Source organism: Clostridium sp. K04, assembly GCF_019734375.1.
Classification (GTDB): domain Bacteria; phylum Bacillota; class Clostridia; order Clostridiales; family Clostridiaceae; genus Clostridium; species Clostridium saudiense.
Map to the genome: position 1 here is coordinate 1 of NZ_JAASHD010000084.1, position 3141 is coordinate 3141.

At 26.8% G+C, this 3141-nt stretch carries 3 protein-coding genes; all 3 read left to right on the plus strand.

The genetic code is table 11. The features are described from left to right. Nucleotides 1–1550 precede the first annotated feature (1550 nt). Entirely contained in the window at nucleotides 1551–1916 is a 366-nt protein-coding gene (locus HCG70_RS17220; RefSeq protein ID WP_221698077.1) for an RNase H1/viroplasmin domain-containing protein, read from the plus strand. 80 nt (nucleotides 1917–1996) lie between these two features. Then, nucleotides 1997–2539 carry a hypothetical protein gene (locus tag HCG70_RS17225; RefSeq protein ID WP_221698078.1) on the plus strand — a complete coding sequence of 181 codons (543 nt, stop codon included), beginning with the start codon at nucleotides 1997–1999 and terminating at the stop codon, nucleotides 2537–2539. Between the two features lie 33 nt (nucleotides 2540–2572). Further along, nucleotides 2573–2752 carry a hypothetical protein gene (locus HCG70_RS17230; RefSeq protein WP_055292523.1) on the plus strand — a complete coding sequence of 60 codons (180 nt, stop codon included), beginning with the start codon at nucleotides 2573–2575 and terminating at the stop codon, nucleotides 2750–2752. Nucleotides 2753–3141: the final 389 nt, after the last annotated feature.

Below are 3141 nucleotides of genomic sequence, written 5' to 3' on the forward strand. Positions count from 1 at the left end.
TATTCCAAATCTACCAACTAATCATACAAAAAAAGAGTAGATAGATTTGTTTTTTACACAAATCTATCTACTCTCCCTACAGTATTAAAAGTCAGAATAGAAATTAACACTAATTAAATTGTTTTTTACTTGAGCATTATATAAATAGAGAGAATTTCTAAATATATTTTAATTATTTATTTTTGGATATAAATTTTTTAAGCTAAGTTTTGGATTTATCATTAGCTTCAAAGTAGGATTTGAACTTATTGGTCAATTCTACATTATCAATACCTATATTTTCAATAATAGCGCATATTTGAATTAATCTTCTAGTAAGAGCTTTTCTTTATCCTTTTTTCACGAGCTAGGATTATTTGTTTTTGTAATTTTAATTTATTAATTTTATGTTCAATTTTATTTATTTTTTCTTTATGTTGTATTAAAAAATCAACTATAAATAATAGTATATTGTAAGTCGAAAGGTATAGCAAAAATGTATTATAAACTATGGAAATTATAAAGGGATAATTCTAAAATCAAGTTGTAAACAATAGCTCATAATACTACAATAAAGTGATAAAATAAAGCCAGTAGTATTAATACATAGAGAGTCTGAACAACAAAAAGAATTAAGTAAATCGAGAAAAAAACGAGATATAGAGGAATTTAGAGATAAGTAAAATATGAGTATAAGTAAGTAAATTCAAGCGTTGACAACAAGGTACAACAAAAAAAAATCTTGCTTTATGCAGAAAAACAGGGTAAAATTAACTTAAATTTGGAATTAAACTTAAATAAAAAAAGCTCTTATTCAACTCTCATATATTAGTCTGCAAACTAACATATGAGCCGAACTTTACAAGGTACTGCAATACCTAGAAAGCTGTTAGAAAAGAACTTCATTTAGTTAGTAACTACGTTCAAGGTTATATCTCACACATAAAACCAAGCACGAAAGCTACTTTATAAAATATATTTTATTCAATATTATGAATAAAGTATAACTGATTAAAGAAGAATTTTCAAGCCTTTTAGTATGGTAAAACCTTACTAAAAGGCTTTTTTATTTAACTAAATAAAAATTAAGACAAGTTTTTCATAAATTAAATACTGAAAAATCCTGTATGGTAAGTGGTTAAGGAATAACACTATAAAAAACTACTCGGCTCACCACCGAGGATAGCGCCGTTAGATGGGGAGGTGCTATTTTTAGACAAACTATTAAAGTTAGTTTTTAGTAGTGGAGTGCCTGTCCTGGTGGAGTTTGCATTAGCTCCTAGGGGTGTGTAGAAAGTTACATGGTAGTATGCTCGATAATACCAGACCTAAACGAGATTGATTTACATAGTGGTTGGAAGCCACGGGATAAATGCGACACGGATACCTCAATGGCTCCAAGCCATAATATCATGCTTGCTTATCCCCTTTGCAATTAGTATTTTTATGTTATATTAATTGCAAGGGGGGGAGCGAGCCGTTTCCTAATTCACCAAACCATAGTTGATGTTGACTTAAAAGTCAACTAAAAAATATGAAAATTTAGTGCGAGCGATGGGGGTTATAAGAATATGAGTAAAAAGAAAAAACAAAAGTATTATGCTATTAAAGAAGGTAAAGGTGTTAAAAATAAGATAGTTAGAACCTGGAGTGAGTGTAAAGAACTTTTATTAGGTTATCCTAGTATATATAAGACTTTTTATACAGAAGAAGAAGCTATAAAATTTTTAGGTGGTATTAATGATAAAGATATTCCAGCAATTAAAGAAAAAATAAAAGTTAATATACAGTCTAGTAAGAGAAGAAGATCTTCAACAAAAGCAATAAATTTTAGAGTTCCTAATGAGGTTTATAATGAGTTTATTAAGAAGGTAGATGAAACTGGATTAGATAGAGATAAAATATTATTGGAAATGATTAAAGAATGGATTGATTAATAATAGGTAGACAGGATTTTTAAGAGATTTATTGAATTAGTTTATATATCGGGTTTATTCTAAAAGGGAGGGTTTAAGGGATGTTGAGGAGTGTTGCAGAAGTATCCGTTTTAACTGGTTTAAGTAAAGTTAGTATTTATAATAAAATTAAGTTAAAAGAAATTGAGAAGTATGTGGTTAAAAATAAAGGTATTACTTATATTTCAGATGAAGGTATTAATTTAATATTTAAAGGTTTAAACTTAAATGATGATAAATTAAAAGATTTAACTAACGGTTTAAATAGTGAGAGAGAAGATTTTGATATAAGCATTAAAAATACTGACTTTAAAGAGTTTAAACTTGAGTTAAAAGAGTTCAATAAAGAATATTTAAATAGTTTAAACTCTGAAAATGAATTTTTAAAAAAGCAATTAGATGAAAAAGACAAACAAATATCTGAATTGCATAAGTTAATTGAAAATAGTCAGATACTTTTAAAGGAAGAGCAGAAAAAAAGTGAACAACAGTTATATTTAGCAGAACATTTTGAAGAAGTAGATAATAAGCTCCAAGATCTAAAAGAAAAAATGGAGCAAAAAAGAAATGAAAAAATAAAATTTTTTAAGATTTTTTCAAAGTAGATTTATAGAGTATTTTTTATTAAGGGGAAAATTATGAAGTTAGAAAAAAAGAAATATTTTTTATGTCCAATGTGTGGAGAAAAACTTAAACTTCCTAAGACAGAAGAATTAGCAATTATATTTATACAATGTAGTTGTGGATGTGGTAGTTTTATACAAGTTAGAAATGGCTATCATATTCCATCTAAACGAGGCCTTGAAAAGGTGTTTTAAAAATTTATTTAATTTTAAAAATAAGTTTTTAGAAGTATCAGAAAAATAGCAAGCATAGGAAGTGAGTACACACTTCCTATAAATTTAAATTTAAGTAAGCCTTAATTTTAAATTTATTTATTGGGAGCACTGCCCAACCCCTTTTGAAAAAATTTTTTTTGATTGATGTTTACAAATTGATATTAAAAATACTCTTTATATTTTAGGGGGATTATTTATTTATGGAGCAGTGGATCCATTTTTTTTATAAAAAAATAGTTTGAGGTTAAAAAAATGTGTGATAAAATTAAGAAAACAACCGCTGACAAAGTGTCGGATTATATACGGTTTTAATACGGTTTTTGTGTGGCAAAGTGGGACATTTGGAAATTTTTTTGTACCCAAGAAAA